We start from the raw sequence: 19,226 nt of genomic DNA on the forward strand, positions 1-19,226 counted from the left end.
TGATATGCGTAGTGATTTTGACCGTGAACTTGAACAGCGTCTGGTGCGCTATGCTGCGATCGACAGCCAAAGTGATGAGACCAGTCCGACCAGTCCCAGCACCGAGAGGCAGTTGGATATGTCGCGTTTGCTGATGGAAGAGCTGGAGACAATGGGGGCGGCTGATGTTGAACTGACCGATTATGGCGTGGTTCTGGCCACGGTGCCCGCCACGGTCGATGGTGCGCCTGTTATGGGGTGGTGCGCCCATGTGGATACCGCACCGCAATTTAATGCAACCGGGGTCAAGCCGGTCGTGCATCGGGGGTATAACGGCGGCGATATCACCTTTGCAGACGCGCCAGAGTTAAAGCTTTCACCGGAAAATTCACCCTTTCTGGCTGAGAAGCAGGGCGACGATATCATCACGGCCAGTGGCACGACATTGCTGGGCGGCGACGATAAGGCGGGTGTGGCGATTATCATGACCGCCGCGCGGCATCTGTTGGAAAACCCTGAAGTGGCCCACGGCAAGATCAGGCTGGCCTTTACCCCTGACGAGGAAATCGGTCGGGGTGTCGATGCGCGTTTGCCTGCCGATATGGCTTGCGACTTTGCCTATACCTTTGACGGATCGAAACCGGGTGAGGTTGAGTTCGAGACGTTTTCGGCGGATGCGGCGGTGGTGACTGTAACAGGTGTTTCGGCGCATCCGGGTTGGGCCAAGGACAAGATGGTGAACGCATTACATCTGGCGGCCAAGATCCTGATGACCCTGCCGCATGTTACCATGACACCTGAAACGACCGATGGGCTTGAGGGGTTTATTCACGCCTCAACCATCAAGGGCGGATCATCGGAGGCGGAGATCAAGTTTATCCTGCGCGATTTTGAGCGGGAGGGATTGGCCAAGAAGGGCGCATTGCTGCAACAGGTATGTGAAACGGTTCAGGCGACGGAGCCGCGCGCGCAGATCACCTGCGAGATCATGCCGCAGTATCGTAATATGCGCTATTGGTTGGAAAATGACATGACGCCGGTGACGCTGGCCCATGATGCGGTGCGCGCGGCAGGGATGGAGCCGGTATCGATCCCCATTCGGGGTGGCACAGACGGGTCGCGTTTGACCGAGATGGGCCTGCCATGCCCCAATATTTTTACCGGAATGCAGGAAATTCATGGGCCGCTTGAATGGATATCGGTTCAGGATATGGCCAAGGCCTTGCGGGTGGCGCTGGAACTGGCCAAGCGGGCGGTGCCGGGCTGACGGTTTAGGGGCGGTGCGTGTGGCATGGGTTCGATTGGGGCTCTGCCCCAAACCCCGGGATATTTAAGAGCCAGAGAAGCGGGGCGGTGTTGGTGATTGTTTCCCTGATGGCTTTGGCATAATCAGGGCCGAAGCCAGTTTGAGAGGATCATCATGCGTCTGTCCCGTTATTTTCTGCCCGTGCTCAAGGAAAACCCGTCCGAGGCGCAAATTGTCAGCCACCGGTTGATGTTGCGGGCGGGCATGATCAAGCAATCAGCTGCCGGGATTTATTCGTGGTTACCGCTGGGCTTTAAGGTGCTGCGCAAGATTGAAAATATCGTGCATGAAGAGCAGCAGCGCGCTGGGCATATTCCGATGTTGATGCCGACCTTGCAGCCTGCCGATCTGTGGAAGGAATCCGGACGCTATGACGCCTACGGCCCCGAAATGCTGCGCATTAAGGACCGTCAGGACCGTGATATGCTCTATGGTCCCACCAACGAAGAGATGATCACGGATATTTTCCGCAGCCATGTCGGGTCTTACAAGGATTTGCCGCTGACGCTGTATCACATCCAGTGGAAGTTCCGAGATGAGATCCGCCCGCGTTTCGGTGTGATGCGTGGCCGCGAGTTTTTGATGAAGGACGGCTATAACTTTGATTTGACCAAGGAAGACGCGCTGCATGCCTATAACCGGCATCTGGTCAGCTATCTGCGCAGCTATGAGCGGATGGGCCTGCAAGCGATCCCGATGCGTGCGGATTCCGGGCCTATTGGCGGTGACGATACCCATGAGTTTTTGGTGCTGGCCGACACGGGCGAGTCGGAAGTGTTCTATGACAGCGAGATCACCGATCTGAAATTCGGCGACCGCGAGATTGATTTTGATTCGGTCGATCAGTGTCAGGCCGTGCTGGAAGAATTCACCTCGCGCTATGCCCGCACCGACGAAACCCATGACGCCGATCTGTTTGCGCAAGTCCCTGCAGACCGTCAGCGTACCGCGCGCGGCATTGAAGTGGGGCAGATATTCTATTTTGGCACCAAATATTCGGAGGCCATGGGCGCGACGGTGCAAGGTCCCGATGGCAAATCGACACCGGTCCATATGGGTAGCCACGGTATTGGTGTCAGCCGTTTGCTGGGCGCGATCATCGAGGCCAGCCATGACGACAAGGGCATCATCTGGCCCGAAGGTGTCACACCGTTCCATGTGGGGATCGTGAACCTCAAACAAGGCGACGAAGAGGCCGACGCAGCCTGTCAGGCGCTCTATGACAGCATCACCGCCTTGGGGCTTGATCCGCTCTATGACGACCGGAATGAGCGTGCGGGTGGCAAATTCGCGACGATGGATTTGATCGGTTTGCCGTGGCGGATCACGGTCGGCCCGCGCGGATTGAAGAACGGTGTTGTCGAGCTGACCTCGCGCAAGACCGGCGAAAGCGAAGAGATGACACCAGAAGCGGCCGTCGAAAAGGTCGCAGCGATCTATCGCGCGATTGCCTAAGGCAACGTTCCGGCTAAATGAATGCAGGCGGCGGCGCGGAATGCTGCCGCCCCTTCACCGCTTGACCCGTCGTGCGCAAACCAGCAGGTTGCCTGCGACCTATCTGACCGGAGCCCTTTGATGGCGAAACCTGCCCAGACCACCGCGCCCTTTGCCCCGTTTGAATGGATGATCGCATGGCGGTACCTGCGCGCCCGCCGGGCCGAGGGCGGCGTCAGTGTCATGACATGGATTAGCCTGATCGGGATTACCTTGGCGGTGTTCGCGCTGATTGCCACGCTTTCCGTACGGTCCGGATTTCGGGCGGAATTCGTGGGCACCATTCTGGGCGCGAATGCCCATGTGACCGTTTATAATTTGGCTACGGTTGATGAAAACGGTGTCAGCCAGACCGGAATACCCGATTACACCGACATGGCGGCGCGGGTGGCACAGGTGCCCGGTGTGACCCATGTGGCCCCCTTGGTGCGCGGGCAGGTGATGGCCAACAAGGGACAGGCCAACACCGGGATCGAGGTCTATGGCATTGATGGTGCTAATCTGGCGAACCGTCCGCGTATCGCCAACCCTGAAACGGCGCAGGGCGATCTGGCGAATTTCGATCAGGGCATCGCCATCGGGTCTGGCGTGGCGCAGGCGCTGCGGGTCGGGCTTGGCGACCGGATCAAGATTATCTCGCCCAACGGGGTGAAAACCGCCCTTGGGACCAGCCCGCGGATCAACGCCTATGACGTCGTCTATATCTTTAGCGCCGGACGCTATGACATCGACCGCACCCGCGCCTATCTGCCCCTGACCGAGGCGCAGTCGTTCTTTAACCGCGAAGGGGTGGCGGACGAGCTGGAAGTCATGGTCGAGGACCCCGATAACGTTGACGCCCTAAGCCAGCCCTTGATGGCCGCCGCTGGCGAACGTGCGATGGTCTGGACATGGCGCGACGCGTCTGGGTCGTTTCTGGATGCGCTGGATATCGAAGACCGCGTGATGTTCGTGATCCTGAGCATCCTTGTGCTGATTGCCGCGATGAACATTGTCTCAGGTCTGATCATGTTGGTGAAAAACAAGGGCCGCGACATTGGCATTTTGCGCACCATGGGCCTAAGCGAGGGATCGATCCTGCGGGTGTTTTTCATCTGTGGCGCGTTTACCGGCATCATTGGCACCGCCATGGGCGTGATCCTTGGCTGTTTATTCGCACTGTACGTCGACCAAATCTTTGGCGTGGTGAACTGGCTGTCAGGCGGAACTGCATGGGACGCATCAGTGCGCGGCATTTATTTCCTGCCGGCCAAGCTGCAATTTGGCGATGTGATGTCGGCCGTGGTCCTGTCGTTGGGCCTGTCGTTCATCGTGACAATCTTTCCCGCACGCCGTGCCGCGCGGATGAACCCGGTCGAGGCACTGCGCTATGAATGATCCCGTGTTGCGCCTGTCGGGCATTTCCAAGGCCTATAACGCCGGTCTTCCATCCGAAGTATCGGTTTTGCGCGGCATAGACCTGACCGTCGCCCCGGGCGAGGTCGTGGCCTTGGTCGCGCCATCTGGTGCAGGTAAATCGACCTTGCTGCATATCGCGGGGCTGCTGGACACGCCGGACAGTGGCACGGTTGAAATCGCGGGCACAGATATGACGGGCCAGTCCGATCGCAAACGCACGGGCGTGCGGCGGCGCGATGTGGGGTTCATCTATCAGTTCCACCATCTGCTGCCCGAGTTTTCAGCCGTCGAGAACATCGTGTTGCCGCAACTGGCCAATGGCGTCAGCAAGGCTGCCGCCCAGACCCGCGCGCTGCACTTGCTGGATCAGGTGGGCATCGCACATCGCGCCAGCCATCGCCCCGCTGAATTGTCGGGCGGTGAACAGCAGCGCGTCGCGTTTTGCCGTGCGCTGGCCAATGAACCGCGCCTTTTGCTGGCGGATGAACCCACGGGCAATCTGGACCCGGCCACATCGGATCAGGTCTTTGCGGCGTTGATGGAACTGGTGCGCGGCACGGGGCTGTCTGCGGTGATCGCGACCCATAACCTTGAACTGGCTGCACGGATGGACCGTCAGATACGGCTGGATGCGGGGCAGTTGGTGCCGCTGTAGGCTATGCCTGCTGGGTCAGCCAGACGCCGGCACACATCAGCGCAATGCCCCCCATGCGCGCAGCCCCCAAGGGCGACACCTGCGCGCCGAACAGCCCGAAATGATCAATCGCCGCGGCGCTGATCAACTGGCCAAGCAAGACAAAGAACACCGCATTGCCGACGCCAAAATGCGGCGCGATAAACGTGATCGATAGCACGTAAAACGCGACGAACAGCCCGGCCAGAAACAGATGACGGGGCGCTGCGGGCATCTTGGCAAACCCTTGCGGATTGTGAACGAGCGCGACGATCAGACTGGCCCCGAAAGCCACGATAAACAGCACCGTGGCCGCCGCGGCTGGCGATCCGATACGCGCGCCCAAGGCCGCGTTCAACCCTGCAAGAATTGGAATGCCGACCCCGGCCAAAAGCATAATGATCGCATAGTGGGCCATGGGAGCTCTCAATTTATTCTATCCAATTGACACAGATCATGGCAAAGCATCAGGTGAACGGCAAGGTTTAGTCCCAGCAATAAAAGGAAACAAAAATGCGTCTGCCCCTGATCTCGTGTATGTTCGGCCCGCTCGCCCTTGCGGCCTGCGTTGAAACCGGCATGCCGGAACGGCCCGAGGGGGCTGCGTTTTTTGCTGACAACTGTACTGCTTGCCACGGCACATCCGCACGCGGCGATGGCCCCTTGGCCGGGAACCTGACCACCACGCCGCCCGATCTGACGCTGCTGTCGCGCAACAATGATGGCCGGTTCCCGCAAACCAAAACGCTGGCCTATATCTATGGCGATCCGCAGGAAAACCACCTGACTCGCGTCATGCCCGACTTTGGCAAGGAAATGGCGCTGGATCTGGTGCCGGTCGAGCTGGACGGCGCATGGACCCCGACACCGCGCGTGCTGGCCGGGCTGCTGGTCTATCTTGAAAGCATCCAGCGCTAGTCGCAAATCCCGCGTAGTTCGACCCCATTCCACGGCATCCGCACCGCATAGGCGCGGCTTTGGGGCAGGGGGGCGACCGGCATCACCTGCGAGATCAGCGCATGTAACCGCTTGGTCCGCGACGCCTGCGGGGCGAGCGCCCGGCAACAGACGAATTCCTCGACGATGGCCCCTTGTTGTTCAAAACCAAAGTCATGGAACTGCGGTTTTGCCGTGAGATCAAACAGATAGGGGTCGGCCATCCCGCCATGTTCAAACGCCGCGCGCAGCGGGGAATAGCCCGTCGTCGCGCGGTTTTGCCATTGCCACACATGGGTCAGCTCGTGGCTGAACACCATCGCCTCGATCAGGCTGATCTGGTCGGGATAATCGGGCAGATAATCGTCCAGATACCAATCCTTGTCGAAGAGCACCGTGTTGAACGCAGCCATCGCGGCGGGCTTGGTCGTGATCACCTCGCCCACTTTTTCAGGGGGCAAAATGCGCTCGCGACAGGTGGTGCGGGGCCGCGCCTTGCGGGTCATGGTAACGGCCTTGGACGGGGCCCCGTCATGCAGCCGCACCCGCGCGACATTCAGCGTATCGCCCGTGATGGTCTGCGCAAATGCGCGTTCATTCACCGTCAACGGACGCCCGCAAGAGGCAAGGAGCAGGACAAGGATCAGCGCGCGTTTCATGCCCAAACCGTGGGTGAAAGCCGCGGGACGATCAAGGGGAATTTTCGCGGTGATGGGGGAGGTGCGCGGGGCGCGCGGTGGGTGTGTGCGTGGAGGTTGGGGACGCGTGGGTCGTGTGCGGTGAGGTCGGTTACGCGTGGGTTATCACCCACCCTACGTAGGGTGGGTGCAACCCACCAAAGCCCCATCCCCCACAAACCGGATAATTATTGGATGTAACGACGTACATTCCCCAACCTCTGTTCCGTCGAAGCCCCTTCCCCATGGGGGGAAGGGAAGGGGCTATGCGCCAAAGGCGCATGGGATACGGTCAGGGATGTGGTTTGTGGGGTGTCGTCGTGTCGACGTGGTATTATTTGATTCAGCACTCAAAAATTTGCGGTCACTAATGAGTTCTATTTAATAATATATTCAGGTTTCTCGTAAGGTGATGACATACTTCGCGCGATCACTTTGCTCCACATATTCAATACCGTAAAGTTGACCCGTTATTTCACCATCCCTATCGGTGTATTCAATCACTAGATCCAAGATTCCGTCGAATTTCTCGATCTTGCCATAATGGCGGCTATCAAGAGCACCATCATTTTTGAAATGGACGGCTGAAATAGAGCAAATCTTCTCAGTCCCAGAAACTAAGTTTGCTGAAAAATTTGATACACTTTCACCGGTATTTACAATTCTGAGATCGTGAACGAAGCTATTTTGACCGTAAGAACCGCCGTTTTGAAAACTAATCTGAAGCGTTGGCTGCAGAGCCTTTTTCCGTTGATTTTCCTTTAAACTAAGTACTTGCCGTTCTTGTTCTAGGGTCTCACGTGTGACCGAAACTAGCTCTTTCTGCTGGGTCACGGAGTTGGCAAGCTCCTTTGCCTGCAATTCAAGAGTCGCTACACTATTTTGTAATTCCCGTCCCTGTTGAAAAAAGCCAAGGACAATCCAGAAAATTGCGAGCGGCCCAAACGCCCCAGCAAGTAAATCCCCAAGTTCGTTCAACGAGATTGGCTTAATTTCAATCGCGCCAAGAGTTCCTAGTAGCGGAACGCCGCCAATAAGAATGATCAAATAGATCCAAGTCGCTGCCAGTCCCCGCTTGGCTAAAATATGTTGTTCTTTGTCACTCAAACATCCAACTCCTCCACAAACTGCGCGTTATCCTGAATATACTGATAGCGCAGTTCGGGCTTTTTACCCATCAGACGTTCCACCAGATCGCCGGTCTCTCCGGGGGTGTCTTCCTGCACGGTCACGCGGATCAGTTTGCGGGTGGTGGGGTCCATGGTGGTTTCTTTCAAATCCTTGGCGTCCATCTCGCCCAGGCCTTTGAACCGTTGCAGGTCGATCTTGCCTTTGCCACCCAGACCTTTCTCCAGCCACATGTCTTTTTCGATGTCATCCGCCACATAGACGCGTTTGGCCCCTTGGGTCAGACGGTAGAGCGGCGGGCAGGCGAGGTACAAATGCCCTGCGTCGATCATCGGGCGCATTTGGGTAAAGAAGAATGTCATCAGCAGGGACGCGATATGCGCCCCGTCGACATCCGCGTCGGTCATGATGATGATTTTATCATAGCGCAGATCGTCCAGATTGAACTTGGTCCCCATCCCGACGCCAAGCGCTTCGCATAGATCGTTGATCTCGGCGTTGGTGTTCAGCTTGCCAGAGGCCGCGCCCAGCACGTTCAGGATCTTACCTTTCAGCGGCAGCAGCGCTTGGTTGACCCTGTTGCGGGCACCTTTGCCGGACCCACCGGCGGAGTCCCCCTCCACGATGAACAGCTCGGTGCCTTCGCGGGTTTTGGAGGTACAATCGGTCAGCTTGCCGGGCAGGCGCAGCTTTTTCGTGGCGGTCTTGCGGGCGGTTTCTTTTTCCTGACGGCGGCGGAGGCGTTCCTCGGCGCGCAGGATAAGGAAATCAAGGATCGCACCGGCGGATTTCGTATCCGCCGCCAGCCAGTTGTCAAAGTGGTCGCGCACGGCGTTTTCGACCATGCGCTGCGCATCCACTGTGGCCAGCCGGTCTTTGGTTTGGCCGACGAATTCAGGCTCGCGGATAAAGCAGGACACCAGCGCGCAGCCGCCCGTGATCAGGTCGTCGCGGGTGATGGTGCCGGCCTTTTTATTGCCGACCAATTCGCCGTAGGCTTTGACGCCTTTCAGGATCGCAGACCAGAAACCGGCCTCGTGGGTACCGCCCTCGGGTGTGGGGATGGTGTTACAGTAGGACTGGATGAACCCGTCGCGTGACGGGGTCCAGTTGATCGCCCATTCGACCTTGCCGGGGGTGTTGAATTTTTCGCGGAAATCTACGGTGCCGCCAAAGGGGGCCTCGGCATAGGTGGTTGATCCGCTTAGGGTTTCGTTCAGATAATCGGACAGGCCGCCGGGGAAATGGAACGTTGCTTCAGCAGGGGTGTCGCCATCGGATTGGCCGCATTTCCAGCGGATTTCAACGCCCGAGAACAGATACGCCTTGGACCGCGCCATCGCAAACAGCCGCGCAGGTTTCAGTTTCAGCGCGCCAAAGATTTCGGCATCGGGGTGAAAGGTGACTGCGGTGCCGCGGCGGTTCGGGGCAGCCCCGATTTTGGCCAGAGGTCCTTGCGGCCTGCCGCGCGAAAATTCCATCGCAAACAGTTCGCGGTTGCGCGCAACTTCGACCCGCAGATGGTCGGACAGGGCGTTGACCACGGATGACCCAACACCGTGCAAGCCGCCCGATGTTTCGTACGAATCGCCCGAGAATTTGCCGCCCGCGTTCAGGGTGCAAAAGATGATCTCAAGCGCGGATTTGCTCGGGTCTTTGGGGTGTGGATCAATAGGAATACCGCGCCCGTTGTCGCGCACGGTGACATGACCGTTCTCATGCAATTCCAGCTCGATCCAGGTGGCATGCCCTGCAACCGCTTCGTCCATGGAGTTATCGATGATCTCGGCAACCATGTGATGCAGTGCGCGGTCGTCCTTGCCCCCGATATACATACCCGGGCGCAGGCGGACGTGCTCCATGTCCTCCAACACCTCGATGGATGATGCGTCATATTCTTTGGCCGCGGGCTGCGTACCGGAAAGAAGATCGGACATAAGGGGGGCCTGCCTGTCTGTTGCTTTTGTTAGGGTCCTATTATGCCAGAGCACGTAGGGCGGGGGAAGGGCGGATGACGTCGCACGTAGGCGTTTTCCAGCGCTGTGGCGCAGGTTTTGATGGGCGGGTGCGACGCGGACGGAAGGGTGGTGTCGTTCACACCCCGTTTCATAGCCAGTTCAAAATCGCGTCTGCAACCTCGCGCGGTTTTTGGTGGTGCAGCCAGTGGTCCGCGCCCTTGATCGCAACGCGGGTCAGGTCGGGGGCATAGTCCTCAAGCCCTTGGGTCGATGCGGGCATCAGCGCGGTGTCGTCCTCGCCCCAGACCAACAGATGCGGGCAGCGCACTTGTAACCGCGCCGGATTAAAGGTCAGCGCATCGTTGATCGCCTCGCCGGTTTGGCCGATCTTGAGCGGTGAGGCGCGGTACCAGTTGACCATCCCGCGCAGGCCAGATGCATCCCGCCATGCGGCTTTGTAGCCGGCCAAGGTGTCGCCCTCTAGCCAGCTCATATCCATATGCGCCGAAAATAGTCCCATCAGCTTGGCAAAATCATCGGCGGCCAGAATGTCCTGTGATCCTTCGCGGCGCAGGAAGTGGATGTATTGTGACGCGTCGGTTTGCGGCCCGCCTTTGGCAAGTTCGCGCTGGAACGGAGCCGGATGGACGCCGTTCATAATGATCAGTTTCGACACCAGTTCGGGCCGTCCGATGGTCAGCGCATAAGCCACCGATGCGCCCCAGTCATGACCCAGCAGGATCACCGGCTCATCGCCGATCAGCGCGGCCATGTCCGACACCAGCTGCGCCGTTTTGTAATGTTCGACCTCAGCCGGACGCCAGCTTTGGCCATAACCGCGTTGGTCCGGGGCGATGCAGTGGAACCGTGTGGCCAGCAAGGGGGCCACATCATTCCACGCTCCTGAATATTCGGGAAACCCGTGCAGCATTAACAGTTTCGGCGCGTTCTTGTCGCCCCAATGGCGCACAAAGAAAGGATGCCCGTTCAGCGTCACTGTTTCTGTCCAATCGGCTGTCATCCGATGTGCCCTCCCCCAAAGGTAATGTTGCGTTGCGTGGCTGGCATATATTCGAGCACAAGACCAGCCGAGGTACCGGGATCAAAGCCGCGCCAAATGGTGCCATCGAGATAATGCAGCATATCCTCGCCGCGTAAATGGAGACCCAGAAACGCGGCGGCAAAATGCTGGGCAACGTTGTTCATGCGCAACGTATCCCAAACCGGATCGGCATAGTGAAAAAACGGGGACCAGCCCAACACATCAGACATGGACCAGCTTTCGGCAGGGGCCGGAATGGGCGCGGCGGCATTATGACCAGCACCCTGAAAGCTTAGCAGATAGCGATCTGCGCTTGCCCCTTCAAAGATGCGGCGCATCGCGCGGTAGTTTGATACCTCGTCAGATGTTCCGGCCATCATGAACATGGGGGTGTCCAACTGCGCCAGACAGTCCGCATCCCACATGTTTTGCCCGTTGCCCCAAGGCCCGATTGGTATAATTGCTTTTAACCGCGGGTCGCGCAGGGCGGCATGGGTATCTGATCCAGCCAGATGCCGGGCCAACATATTATCTTCGCCCGCGCGGGTATGGTTCAGGGCTGTTGGAGCCAATCCGGCACCGCCAAAGATCAAAGCGCCATAGCCGCCCATCGAATAGCCGATCAGCCCGACCTTTTCGCAATTGACCAATGCACCCAGATCACCGCCCAGCTGTGCCATCCCATCAATCACACCGCGCTGATCCAGGGGCCGGTGGGCCAAGGTGACGTCAAAAGGCTGCTGATCCTCATAGGTGCTGCCTGCATGATCAGGGGCCGCCACAACATATCCCTTGGCGGCAAGGCTTTCGGCTAGATGTGCGAGAAGATACCGATTGCCCGGATAGCCGTGCGAGATGACGACCAGCGGCGCAATCCCTTGGGCGGGTTCGGCGTTGCGGCTAGCAGAACCGTGCAGAACAGTCGGTGTGACCCCATCGCGGATCAATGTGTGGTAGTCGATGCCGGACTCTGTATCGGGATGTGCGGGATACCAGATTTCCGTCGTTAATGCGCGGCCTGCATAGACGGTAATCTCGTGAGTTGTGACCCCGACCGGATGTTGCCCGCGCGCCGCTAGACTGGGCGCATCAGGGCGCACGATATCAATACGGTTATGCACGGCGCTCCCTTTAGGTAAACCCACTACTACGACGGGAATACTGTGACAAGCGCTCTTGGGAAAGCAAAGCAGGGGAGTGTAGTGAAAACGGTCCAAGGCAACAGGTTTTTAAGTGCCGCGCCGCGGCCTTTGGGTTGTGGTGCTTTGATGCGGGCCCACGCATGCGTGCCTGATTAGAATCTCTTTCCCTTGGGTGATTGCTGGCCTATGTCATCAAGCATGAGTTCAAACATGACATATATTGGCCACGTTCGCGCAATTACGGTGATGGGGTTGCCGTTGGTTGGCGGCCATCTGGGACAGGTGGCCATCGGTGTGACCGACACGGTCATGATGGGTTGGTACAGCGTTGAGGCGCTGGCCGCCGTCACCCTTGCCAGCACATATTTCTTTGTTCTGCTGATTTTCGGCTCTGGCTTTGCTTGGGGCGTGATGCCCATGGTCGCCGCGTTCGAGGCCGAAGGCGATGAAACCAGCCTGCGCCGCGCCACCCGCATGGGGCTGTGGCTGTCGCTGGGCTTTGCTTGTTTATCCCTGCCGTTGATGATCTGGTCACGTCCCGTGATGGCGCTGATGGGGCAGGAACCGGCGCTGGCCGAAATGGTCGGCCAATATCTGGCGATTGCCGGATGGGGTATTATCCCTGCGTTGCTGGTGATGGTTCTCAAAAGCTATCTGGCCGCGCTGGAGCGGACCCAAGTGGTTTTCTGGATCACCATCCTGTCTGCCATCGCCAATGTTCTGGCCAATTACGCCTTTATCTTTGGCAATTGGGGCGCGCCGGAACTGGGCATTCGCGGTGCCGCAATCGCGTCGCTTGCGTCTAACTCTGTCGCCTTGCTTGCGGTGGTTATCTATGTCCTCAAGGCACTGCCAGAGCATCAGATTTTCGTACGTCTGTGGCGGCCCGATTGGGATATGCTTGCGCGGGTGTTCCGTCTGGGCCTGCCCATCGGCTTTACCGGGCTAAGCGAGGTCGGCCTGTTCGCCGCCTCTGCAGTGATGATGGGCTGGCTTGGCACGGTGGCCCTGGCCGCGCATGGGATCGCGCTGCAGCTGGCATCCATGACCTTCATGGTGCATCTGGGCATCAGCAACGTCGCCACAATCCGCGCAGGCAATGCTTACGGTCGCCGCGATCCAGAACACCTGGCCAAGGGGGCGATCACCGGCACGACGATGTCGATCTGTATTGCCGCCCTGACAATCGTCGCCTTTGTTGCGTGGCCAGAACCACTGATCAATCTGTTCATGCAGAAATCAGAACCGGCGCGGGCGCAAATACTGGCCGTCGGTACCGGGCTTTTGGCGATGGCGGCGCTGTTCCAGCTTGTCGATGGTGCGCAGGCCGTGGCGCTTGGCCTGCTGCGCGGGGTGCAAGATACCAAGATACCGATGATCCTTGCCGGCATAAGCTATTGGGTGGTGGGCATCCCCGCATCCTATCTGCTGGGCTTTACCCTTGGGCTGGACGGCATTGGCGTCTGGCTAGGGCTGGTTGTTGGGCTGGGGGTGGCCGCGATCTTGCTGAACCTGCGGTTCTGGGGCCCTGCCATGCGGGGCCTGCGCAAGGGCAGCGCGCCGTTGCCCGCCTAGGGCAAGCGGGAGGATTTCTTGCGTACCAAAGTGCTGCGCAGATCATGCATGGCCAGAAGCAGCGCATCGGTGACCTCTTCCAGCTGCTCATCACTGGCCTTGGACTGCACCCATTGCGTGGTCAGGTTCAAGTGATCAATGGCGCGGTGGATGTCATCCATATCGCGCCGAGCGAGCAACGCGGTACGTTCTTTCATCCACGCCCGGATATGCTTGATATCATCATCCGACAGTTCCCGATCGCCCTGCGGTTTGATATCGCCGTTGCGGATGTTTGCGACGGCGATCTGATCCATTTCAATGCGGCGCTGACGGTTCGCGGTATCAATCCGAAAAACCGCGGCCCCGTTTTCCCGGACGCGGAAATAATACTCTGGCAACTCGCTGGTCATCTCGGTGGTCCTTTTGTCTGGCCTTGGCGCAGCCATAGCTTGTGAATGGCTAATAAATGAATACCTTTGGGGCAGGGCAGGCCGGGCTTATGTCAGCCCCGCGCAAAACCCTTGTATCCGTGTGCATGCTTCCTTGAGCGCGTCATCCGAGGTGGCATAGCTGATGCGGAAGTTCGGACTAAGCCCAAATGCCGCGCCAAACACCACCGCCACGCCGGTTTCTTCCAGCAGCGCAGTCGCGAACACCTCGTCATCGGTGATCTTGGTGCCAGCCGCTGATGTCTTGCCGATCAGCCCCTTGATCGACGGATAGACATAAAACGCGCCCTCTGGCTTGGGGCAGATCATGCCGTCGATGTCGTTCAGCATATCCACCACCAGATCGCGGCGGCGGACAAACATTTTGTTGTTCTGGGGGATGAAATCCTGCGGACCGTTCAACGCCTCGACTGCGGCCCATTGGCTGATAGAGCAGGGGTTCGACGTCGATTGCGACTGAATCTTCCGCATCGCCGCGATCAGCTTTTCGGGTCCAGCGGCATAGCCGATCCGCCAGCCGGTCATGGCATAGGCCTTGGACACACCGTTCATGGTCAAGGTGCGGTCATACAAGGCCGGTTCCACCTGCGCGGGGGTGCAGAATTTGAAGTCGTCATAGGCCAGATGTTCGTACATATCATCGGTCAGCACCCAGACATGAGGGTGGCGCATCAACACATCGGTCAGGGCCTTCAGCTCGTCCCAGCCATAGCCCGCACCGGTGGGGTTCGAGGGCGAGTTGAAAATGAACCACTTGGTCTTGGGCGTGATCGCGGCCTCAAGCGCCTCGGGCGTCAGCTTGAAATCATTCTCAAGGGTGGCAGGCGCGATGACAGGTTCCCCACCAGCCAGCAAAACCATATCGGGATAGCTGACCCAATAGGGCGCGGGAATCACCACCTCTTCGCCGGGGTTCAACGTTGCCATCAGCGCGTTGTACAACACCTGCTTACCGCCTGTGCCCACGCTGACTTGTGCCGGAACATAGTCCAACCCGTTGTCGCGCTTGAACTTTTCGCAAATCGCTTGCTTTAGCTCAGGGATACCATCGACTGCCGTATATTTCGTTTTGCCCGCCTTGATCGCGGCAATCCCTGCCTCTTGGATATTGGTGGGCGTGTCAAAATCCGGTTCACCGGCACCCAGACCGATCACATCGCGCCCTGCGGCCTTCAGCTCGGCCGCTTTTTGGGTCACAGCAATGGTGGGGGACGGTTTTACGCGGGCAAGTGTCTTGGACAGCAGTTCCATTTCGGCCTCAGTTTGATATGTGTGCGTGACACTCATACGGCTGACCCCCGCACCGATCAAGCAACAACGGTGCCATACAGGAGAGAACCAATGACCGAGAACGAAGATTGGTATGGCCCGGACGTGGCCACCTTTGGGGATCGCGTCGCTGCGGCACGTGAAAATGCCCAAATGACACAGGCGGCCTTGGCCAAACGGCTGGGCGTGAAACAATCGACCCTGCGCGGCTGGGAGGACGATCTGTCAGAGCCGCGCGCGAACCGTCTGGCCACTTTGGCTGGGGTTCTGGGCGTGTCGATGATGTGGCTGATCAACGGCGAAGGCGAAGGCCTTGACGCTCCTGAGGAAGGCCCCTCTGCAGATGAAAGCGCCATGGATGTGCTGAATGAATTGCGCGATCTGCGCGCCTCTATGCTTAAACGGGCAGAGCAGCTGGGCCGCCTCGAAAAGCGCCTGCGTAAATCGCTGCGGGAGTCATAACATGGCTGAACCGCGCGAACACAAGGTGAAGCGTCTGCACATGCGATCCATGCGCCGCGGGATCAAAGAGATGGATTTGATCCTGCCGTCCTATGCGTCCACCCGCCTGGAAAACATGGATGATACCGCGCTTGCGCTGTATGATGACATGTTGGCCGAGAATGATCATGATCTATATCAATGGGTTACCGGGCAAAAGCAGCCCCCCGCGGAGTTCGCAGCCTTGATCGCCGATATCCAGACGCATATTGCGGATAACCCACTTTAGGCCGATGGGTTAAGCGTTTAATTTGCATTCGAAATAAGCATGTAACTGGTTTAACGATATATTTCTCTTTTTTGTTGAGTTTCCGACATAGCATTTTTTGTCGGAGAAAAATTATGAGTGTCCAAGACCCAATCACCCTACCGGGATCCCAAAAAGGGTTCATGGTGGGTTATCTCGAGGCGCTCAGCCTTGTGGAACGATTGCACCGGCTGTTGCTTGATGTGATCAAAGACGAATTCGAACGGGTGGGCGCGCTTGAGATTAATGCCGTACAGGCGTTGTTGCTGTTCAACATTGGCGACAACGAGGTCACCGCCGGAGAGTTGAAAACCCGCGGATATTATCAGGGCAGCAACGTCAGCTATAACCTGAAAAAACTGGTTGATATGGGCTATATGCACCATCAGCGGTGCGAGATTGATCGCCGGTCGGTGCGCGTGCGTCTTACCGAAAAAGGGCGCAATATCAGTACCATCGTATCTGAGTTGTTTGCACGCCATGCTCTTGGGTTGGAAAGCAAGGGCGTGTTGGGCCCTGAAGGGATCGAAGACATCACCCATTCGCTAAAGCGGGTCGAACGCTATTGGTCCGATCAGATCAGATACATCTACTGATCAATTATTGTGCGGTGATAGCGATCAAATCGTCATGACCGATTGGGGACATATCTCTGGTCTCCCCGACATATTCACGACACCATGATCCCGTCATTCATTCTGGGATCATACTATGCAACTACTTCGTCTCGCCTCCTTTTCCACCGACAACAAAGGTGGCAACCCCGCAGGCGTCATGATTGCGCCGCAGCTTCCTTCGGACAATCAAATGCGCCAGATTGCCGCCGATCTTGGCTATTCCGAAACCGCCTTTGCCAGTCCGCAAGATGATGCATGGCGCGTCCGCTATTTCGCCCCGGAAAGTGAAGTCCCCTTTTGCGGCCATGCCACCGTGGCCTTGGGCGCGGCACTTGCGGCCCAGCATGACAATGGCGTCTACACGCTGGTTCTGAACGATACGACCATCACCGTCGAAGGGCACAGCGAAAACGGCCAGATGCGCGCGGCGCTGCAATCCCCCGCCACGCATAGCAACCCCGCCGCCCCGGACTTAACCGCCGGAGCACTTGCCCTGCTGGGGCTTGTCCCCGACGATCTGGACCCCCGCATCGCCCCCCGTTTTGCAGGGGCAGGGGCTACGCATCTTATCCTTGCCCTGAACAGCCGCGATAGGCTGGCGGCAATGTCCTATGATCTGGATGCCGGGCGCGATCTAATGCGGGAACATGGCCTTGTCACAATCATGCTGGTCTGGATCGAAAACGATCAGCTGTTCCACGCGCGCAATGCGTTTGCCTCTGGCGGTGTGCTTGAAGACCCCGCAACCGGTGCCGCCGCCGCTGCGTTTTCAGGGTATCTGCGCGATATCTCATGGCCGCATGGCGGCAAAATCACCATCATCCAAGGCGAGGACATGGGGGTGAAATCCATCATCACCGCTGAAATCCCCGATGAAAAAGGGGCGTCGATCCGTGTGTCGGGCGAGGTGCGTGAAATCTAGTCGGCCACCAACTCTGACACTGCCAGCACCTCCAGCTCGCGCAGCAGTTTGCGGGTCATTGCGGCCTCATAATCTTCAAAACCCAATGCTGTCTCTACGAATGCATCGGGGCCGGTGATCACCTCGGCCCTGAAGTACGAGGGCAGCGCGTTGCTCTCAGATGGGTCCGCCACGGTGGCATCTGCCCCGATCACCAGCGCATTCACCGTGATACCCCGCGCGCCAATCGCGTCTTTCACATCGCGGGGACGCGGGCCAAGGTTCGACATCCCGTCGCCCGAGATATCCAAGGTGCGTTTCCAGCATCCGGGCTGCTGATCCAGATAGTGCGCGCCCAGGGTTATCGCGGTACCCAAGGCTGTCCCCGGCGATACGTCACGCCGGGTGGTTTGTAACAACGTCTCGATCAATCCGTTCAAAGTCGCGGCATTCTCGATCACAGCCCATGGCGCGATCACCGCCTGATCAGATGGGCCGCTCCATTCATAAACCATGACCGACACCGGCACGCCGGGCGACGATAGCAGCGCATCGCGCACCGCGATATTGTCCAGTGCTGCCGCCAGTCCGTTGATCTGCAACCGGTATTCCCGCGCATCGACGGAACCTGATACATCCAACCCAAGCGCCAGCGCCTGACGGCAAGCCGCATCGGCCGCCCCGCCAAGCGCAAGCGCCAGAACACAGGCCAGTGCACGTATCATCCCGCGTCCACCGGTGCGGACAGCATGCCAATCGCGGGGGGTGTAAGCTCGCGTTCCAGCTTGATCCGCATGGCGCGCTCGTAATCCTCGAACCCGTTGGCCACGACCAAAAACGCGCCCGGCCCGTGCAACACCTCGGACCGGTAAAAGGCGATCAATCCGACTTCGGCCTCGTAGTCGGCGGCATTCACCACCAACCCGTTCACGGTGACCCCCTCAAAGGGAAACGCATCATACGCGTGATGCGGTCCGAAGCCTTCGTTGTTCTGGCCATCTCCGGCTATATCCAGCATCTTGTACAAACAGCGCGGTGCGCGGTCCAACAGACCCGCGCCATAGCCCAACCCATAGCCCATCGCCGTGGGGAAATCATTGTGGCTGCGTGTGCTGCGGGCGACGGTCTCCGCGGCGCTCAGCAAATCGGCCTGCGTGTCAATTGACGTCCAATCCAGGATTAGTTGCTGATTGTAGCGCCCCGACCATTCGTAAACCGCCAATGCCACAGGCAGATCGCTGGCGAAAAACGCCTGCGCCACGGCGTCTGACACCAGCGCCGACGCCATGCCGCCGCGCTGCAACCGGTCCTCTGCCGCATCGACAGAGCTGGACACATCCATGGCAAGGACCAAGGCCAGACGGCACTGCGCCGCTGCCGCAGCGGCGGGGGCCAAAAGACCCGCCGCCGTGCAAACCGCAAGCGCAGCCCGCACGGGCCCTACCAGTGGCCGATGTTTTCCATGCTTGTCCATGGCTCTGCCGGTTCCAGCGCATCACCTTCTTGCAGCAGCTCGACCGAGATATTGTCGGGCGACCGGATAAACGCCATGCGCCCGTCGCGGGGCGGGCGGTTGATCACGATACCGTTGTCTTGCAGCATTTTGCAGGTGTCATAAATATTCTCGACCGTATAGGCGAGATGTCCGAAATGGCGGCTGTCATCAGGCAATGCGTCGTCACCATCCCAGTTATAGGTCAGCTCAAGGTCCGCATGACCATCGTCCTGACCGGGCGCGCAGAGATAGACCAGCGTAAACCGCCCGCCTTCGTGGTCCATGCGGCGGCGCTCTTGCAGGCCGAGCAATTCGTAAAAGGCCATGGATTTTTCCAAATCCTTAACGCGCACCATCGTGTGAAGATATTTGATCGGCATGGGGGTCCTTCTTTCTGGTCTTTTTGTGGAAGGCGAAAGGGATCGTGCCCCATGTCGCAGTCCAGGATTTCCGGTCT

At 58.5% G+C, this 19,226-nt stretch carries 21 protein-coding genes; 10 read left to right on the top strand and 11 right to left on the bottom strand.

Going from position 1 to position 19,226, the window contains the following annotated elements:
• Positions 1-4 precede the first annotated feature (4 nt).
• From pepT to BM347_RS00450, 4 genes are all read left to right on the top strand, one after another.
• Positions 5-1,246, top strand: coding sequence for a peptidase T (gene pepT, locus BM347_RS00435; RefSeq protein ID WP_093914472.1), 1,242 nt, complete (start codon positions 5-7; stop codon positions 1,244-1,246).
• Between the two features lie 153 nt (positions 1,247-1,399).
• On the top strand, positions 1,400-2,740 hold the full coding sequence (gene proS / locus BM347_RS00440; RefSeq protein ID WP_093914473.1) for a proline--tRNA ligase: 1,341 nt from the start codon (positions 1,400-1,402) through the stop codon (positions 2,738-2,740).
• A 168-nt stretch (positions 2,741-2,908) separates the two neighbouring features.
• On the top strand, positions 2,909-4,156 hold the full coding sequence (locus BM347_RS00445; protein ID WP_093915337.1) for a lipoprotein-releasing ABC transporter permease subunit: 1,248 nt from the start codon (positions 2,909-2,911) through the stop codon (positions 4,154-4,156).
• Entirely contained in the window at positions 4,149-4,832 is a 684-nt protein-coding gene (locus BM347_RS00450) for an ABC transporter ATP-binding protein (protein ID WP_093914474.1), read from the top strand. The genes BM347_RS00445 and BM347_RS00450 overlap by 8 nt, the downstream gene beginning before the upstream one ends.
• Before the next feature lies 1 nt (position 4,833).
• Here the strand turns inward: BM347_RS00450 and BM347_RS00455 are convergent, their stop codons facing one another.
• On the bottom strand, positions 4,834-5,268 hold the full coding sequence (locus BM347_RS00455; protein WP_093914475.1) for a DMT family transporter: 435 nt from the start codon (positions 5,266-5,268) through the stop codon (positions 4,834-4,836).
• A gap of 95 nt (positions 5,269-5,363) precedes the next feature.
• On the opposite strand from BM347_RS00455, the gene BM347_RS00460 reads away from it, so the two are divergent.
• Complete coding sequence (locus BM347_RS00460; protein WP_245764144.1) at positions 5,364-5,768, top strand: c-type cytochrome; 405 nt, start codon at positions 5,364-5,366, stop codon at positions 5,766-5,768.
• Here BM347_RS00460 and BM347_RS00465 read toward each other — a convergent pair.
• The 5 genes from BM347_RS00465 to BM347_RS00485 all read right to left on the bottom strand — a co-directional run bounded on the left by BM347_RS00465 (position 5,765) and on the right by BM347_RS00485 (position 11,712).
• Positions 5,765-6,445 carry a hypothetical protein gene (locus BM347_RS00465; RefSeq protein ID WP_093914476.1) on the bottom strand — a complete coding sequence of 227 codons (681 nt, stop codon included), beginning with the start codon at positions 6,443-6,445 and terminating at the stop codon, positions 5,765-5,767. The genes BM347_RS00460 and BM347_RS00465 overlap by 4 nt on opposite strands.
• A 411-nt stretch (positions 6,446-6,856) precedes the next feature.
• Positions 6,857-7,570, bottom strand: a complete 714-nt coding sequence (locus BM347_RS00470; protein ID WP_093914477.1) for a hypothetical protein — start codon at positions 7,568-7,570, stop codon at positions 6,857-6,859.
• The gene (locus BM347_RS00475; RefSeq protein WP_093914478.1) at positions 7,567-9,528 is read right to left on the bottom strand and encodes a DNA gyrase/topoisomerase IV subunit B; all 1,962 of its coding nucleotides are present in this window, start codon (positions 9,526-9,528) and stop codon (positions 7,567-7,569) included. The genes BM347_RS00470 and BM347_RS00475 overlap by 4 nt, the downstream gene beginning before the upstream one ends.
• A 169-nt stretch (positions 9,529-9,697) precedes the next feature.
• Positions 9,698-10,570: an alpha/beta fold hydrolase gene (locus BM347_RS00480; protein ID WP_093914479.1), complete on the bottom strand. Its 873-nt coding sequence runs from the start codon at positions 10,568-10,570 to the stop codon at positions 9,698-9,700.
• Positions 10,567-11,712, bottom strand: a complete 1,146-nt coding sequence (locus tag BM347_RS00485) for an alpha/beta hydrolase family protein (protein ID WP_093914480.1) — start codon at positions 11,710-11,712, stop codon at positions 10,567-10,569. Before BM347_RS00485 ends, BM347_RS00480 begins: the two co-directional genes overlap by 4 nt.
• A 219-nt stretch (positions 11,713-11,931) precedes the next feature.
• On the opposite strand from BM347_RS00485, the gene BM347_RS00490 reads away from it, so the two are divergent.
• Positions 11,932-13,308 carry an MATE family efflux transporter gene (locus tag BM347_RS00490; protein ID WP_093914481.1) on the top strand — a complete coding sequence of 459 codons (1,377 nt, stop codon included), beginning with the start codon at positions 11,932-11,934 and terminating at the stop codon, positions 13,306-13,308.
• Here the strand turns inward: BM347_RS00490 and BM347_RS00495 are convergent.
• Positions 13,305-13,700 carry a hypothetical protein gene (locus BM347_RS00495; RefSeq protein WP_093914482.1) on the bottom strand — a complete coding sequence of 132 codons (396 nt, stop codon included), beginning with the start codon at positions 13,698-13,700 and terminating at the stop codon, positions 13,305-13,307. The two genes, BM347_RS00490 and BM347_RS00495, sit on opposite strands and share 4 nt — an antisense overlap.
• Before the next feature lie 87 nt (positions 13,701-13,787).
• Entirely contained in the window at positions 13,788-14,990 is a 1,203-nt protein-coding gene (locus BM347_RS00500) for a pyridoxal phosphate-dependent aminotransferase (RefSeq protein WP_093914483.1), read from the bottom strand.
• Between the two features lie 90 nt (positions 14,991-15,080).
• Here BM347_RS00500 and BM347_RS00505 point away from each other — a divergent pair, with 90 nt between their 5' ends.
• From BM347_RS00505 to BM347_RS00520, 4 genes are all read left to right on the top strand, one after another.
• Positions 15,081-15,470, top strand: coding sequence for a helix-turn-helix domain-containing protein (locus BM347_RS00505; RefSeq protein WP_093914484.1), 390 nt, complete (start codon positions 15,081-15,083; stop codon positions 15,468-15,470).
• A 1-nt stretch (position 15,471) separates the two neighbouring features.
• Positions 15,472-15,738, top strand: coding sequence for a succinate dehydrogenase assembly factor 2 (locus BM347_RS00510; RefSeq protein WP_093914485.1), 267 nt, complete (start codon positions 15,472-15,474; stop codon positions 15,736-15,738).
• A gap of 113 nt (positions 15,739-15,851) precedes the next feature.
• Positions 15,852-16,352 carry a MarR family winged helix-turn-helix transcriptional regulator gene (locus BM347_RS00515; protein WP_093914486.1) on the top strand — a complete coding sequence of 167 codons (501 nt, stop codon included), beginning with the start codon at positions 15,852-15,854 and terminating at the stop codon, positions 16,350-16,352.
• A 115-nt stretch (positions 16,353-16,467) separates the two neighbouring features.
• Positions 16,468-17,295 (top strand): PhzF family phenazine biosynthesis protein, encoded by an 828-nt coding sequence (locus tag BM347_RS00520; RefSeq protein ID WP_093914487.1) that lies wholly within the window; start codon positions 16,468-16,470, stop codon positions 17,293-17,295.
• Here BM347_RS00520 and BM347_RS00525 read toward each other — a convergent pair.
• The 3 genes from BM347_RS00525 to BM347_RS00535 are packed head-to-tail and all read right to left on the bottom strand — an operon-like array spanning position 17,292 to position 19,149.
• Positions 17,292-17,999, bottom strand: a complete 708-nt coding sequence (locus tag BM347_RS00525; protein ID WP_093914488.1) for a DUF1194 domain-containing protein — start codon at positions 17,997-17,999, stop codon at positions 17,292-17,294. The genes BM347_RS00520 and BM347_RS00525 overlap by 4 nt on opposite strands.
• Positions 17,996-18,748, bottom strand: a complete 753-nt coding sequence (locus tag BM347_RS00530; protein ID WP_093914489.1) for a DUF1194 domain-containing protein — start codon at positions 18,746-18,748, stop codon at positions 17,996-17,998. The genes BM347_RS00525 and BM347_RS00530 overlap by 4 nt, the downstream gene beginning before the upstream one ends.
• Entirely contained in the window at positions 18,715-19,149 is a 435-nt protein-coding gene (locus BM347_RS00535; protein ID WP_093914490.1) for a VOC family protein, read from the bottom strand. Before BM347_RS00535 ends, BM347_RS00530 begins: the two co-directional genes overlap by 34 nt.
• Between the last annotated feature and the right edge of the window lie 77 nt (positions 19,150-19,226).

Origin of the sequence: Sulfitobacter marinus, assembly GCF_900116285.1 — a bacterium.
GTDB classification, from domain to species: domain Bacteria; phylum Pseudomonadota; class Alphaproteobacteria; order Rhodobacterales; family Rhodobacteraceae; genus Sulfitobacter; species Sulfitobacter marinus.

Coding starts and splice junctions, on each gene's coding strand:
- pepT (WP_093914472.1), top strand. CDS start 5: ATGCGTAGTGATTTTGACCGTGAACTTGAACAGCGTCTGGTGCGCTAT.
- proS (WP_093914473.1), top strand. CDS start 1,400: ATGCGTCTGTCCCGTTATTTTCTGCCCGTGCTCAAGGAAAACCCGTCC.
- BM347_RS00445 (WP_093915337.1), top strand. CDS start 2,909: ATGATCGCATGGCGGTACCTGCGCGCCCGCCGGGCCGAGGGCGGCGTC.
- BM347_RS00450 (WP_093914474.1), top strand. CDS start 4,149: ATGAATGATCCCGTGTTGCGCCTGTCGGGCATTTCCAAGGCCTATAAC.
- BM347_RS00455 (WP_093914475.1), bottom strand. CDS start 5,268: ATGGCCCACTATGCGATCATTATGCTTTTGGCCGGGGTCGGCATTCCA.
- BM347_RS00460 (WP_245764144.1), top strand. CDS start 5,364: ATGCGTCTGCCCCTGATCTCGTGTATGTTCGGCCCGCTCGCCCTTGCG.
- BM347_RS00465 (WP_093914476.1), bottom strand. CDS start 6,445: ATGAAACGCGCGCTGATCCTTGTCCTGCTCCTTGCCTCTTGCGGGCGT.
- BM347_RS00475 (WP_093914478.1), bottom strand. CDS start 9,528: ATGTCCGATCTTCTTTCCGGTACGCAGCCCGCGGCCAAAGAATATGAC.
- BM347_RS00480 (WP_093914479.1), bottom strand. CDS start 10,570: ATGACAGCCGATTGGACAGAAACAGTGACGCTGAACGGGCATCCTTTC.
- BM347_RS00490 (WP_093914481.1), top strand. CDS start 11,932: ATGAGTTCAAACATGACATATATTGGCCACGTTCGCGCAATTACGGTG.
- BM347_RS00495 (WP_093914482.1), bottom strand. CDS start 13,700: ATGACCAGCGAGTTGCCAGAGTATTATTTCCGCGTCCGGGAAAACGGG.
- BM347_RS00500 (WP_093914483.1), bottom strand. CDS start 14,990: ATGGAACTGCTGTCCAAGACACTTGCCCGCGTAAAACCGTCCCCCACC.
- BM347_RS00505 (WP_093914484.1), top strand. CDS start 15,081: ATGACCGAGAACGAAGATTGGTATGGCCCGGACGTGGCCACCTTTGGG.
- BM347_RS00510 (WP_093914485.1), top strand. CDS start 15,472: ATGGCTGAACCGCGCGAACACAAGGTGAAGCGTCTGCACATGCGATCC.
- BM347_RS00515 (WP_093914486.1), top strand. CDS start 15,852: ATGAGTGTCCAAGACCCAATCACCCTACCGGGATCCCAAAAAGGGTTC.
- BM347_RS00520 (WP_093914487.1), top strand. CDS start 16,468: ATGCAACTACTTCGTCTCGCCTCCTTTTCCACCGACAACAAAGGTGGC.
- BM347_RS00525 (WP_093914488.1), bottom strand. CDS start 17,999: ATGATACGTGCACTGGCCTGTGTTCTGGCGCTTGCGCTTGGCGGGGCG.
- BM347_RS00530 (WP_093914489.1), bottom strand. CDS start 18,748: ATGGACAAGCATGGAAAACATCGGCCACTGGTAGGGCCCGTGCGGGCT.
- BM347_RS00535 (WP_093914490.1), bottom strand. CDS start 19,149: ATGCCGATCAAATATCTTCACACGATGGTGCGCGTTAAGGATTTGGAA.